Annotated in this window: 1 protein-coding gene and 1 pseudogene; one reads left to right on the top strand and one right to left on the bottom strand. The window is 67.3% G+C overall.

Going from position 1 to position 762, the window contains the following annotated elements:
• Positions 1 to 30 precede the first annotated feature (30 nt).
• Complete coding sequence (locus P1P70_RS45335) at positions 31 to 234, bottom strand: hypothetical protein (RefSeq protein WP_319248428.1); 204 nt, start codon at positions 232 to 234, stop codon at positions 31 to 33.
• A 222-nt stretch (positions 235 to 456) separates the two neighbouring features.
• Between P1P70_RS45335 and P1P70_RS45340 the strand changes: the two are divergent.
• A pseudogene (locus P1P70_RS45340) lies at positions 457 to 762 on the top strand (Fe-S oxidoreductase); the annotation flags it as partial.

Below are 762 nucleotides of genomic sequence, written 5' to 3' on the forward strand. Positions count from 1 at the left end.
TTTCCTTTTTTTTTGGGGCGGAGGAGTTTTTTATGGGGGGCCGACCCCCCTCCCCCCCCCCACCCACCCCCCGGCCCCCACCCCGCCCATCACCGCGACGCCCCCGAGCAACGGCACCCGCCGCCCGCGCCGACGCTCCACGATCCCCAGCCGCAGCGCGGGCACGCGGACGGCCGCCGAGAGCACGGCGGTCAGCAACAGGGCGGAGGCGGCGGCGAGGATTCCGTACAGCACGGATCCACGGTAGGGGGGAGTGTCACAATTTCTTACGAATAACACGATCGTTTTGAAACAGCACCATCACCCCGGAACGCGACAGGCCGGCACTCAGGCAACCCTCAGCGACGCAGATCACCGCCCCCCTGGCTACAGTGCGGCTGAAGAACTGGGTAGTCTCAGACGGACTGCATAAGTTACTGCTTAGTAATCACCCTCGCAGGCCCGAGGAGCCCCGAAATGCAACTCGCCGCGATCATCGTGTCGCTGGTCCTGACCGTGGTCGGCGTTGCGCTGATCGCCCGAGCCGTGGCGCAGATCTACCGGTTCGTGAAGCTCGGTCAGCCGGTGCCGGCGGGCAGCCGCACGGACGACCCGAAGGCGCGCACGATCACCCTGGTCAAGGAGTTCCTCGGCCACACCCGGATGAACCGGTGGGGGATCGTCGGCTTCGCCCACTGGTTCGTCGCGATCGGCTTCCTGACGCTGCCGCCGACCCTCGCCCAGGCGTACGGCCAGCTGTTCCAGGCCGACTGGACGCTGCCG

This window comes from Streptomyces sp. MB09-02B (genome assembly GCF_033794485.1).
In the GTDB taxonomy this organism is placed as follows: Bacteria; Actinomycetota; Actinomycetes; order Streptomycetales; family Streptomycetaceae; genus Streptomyces.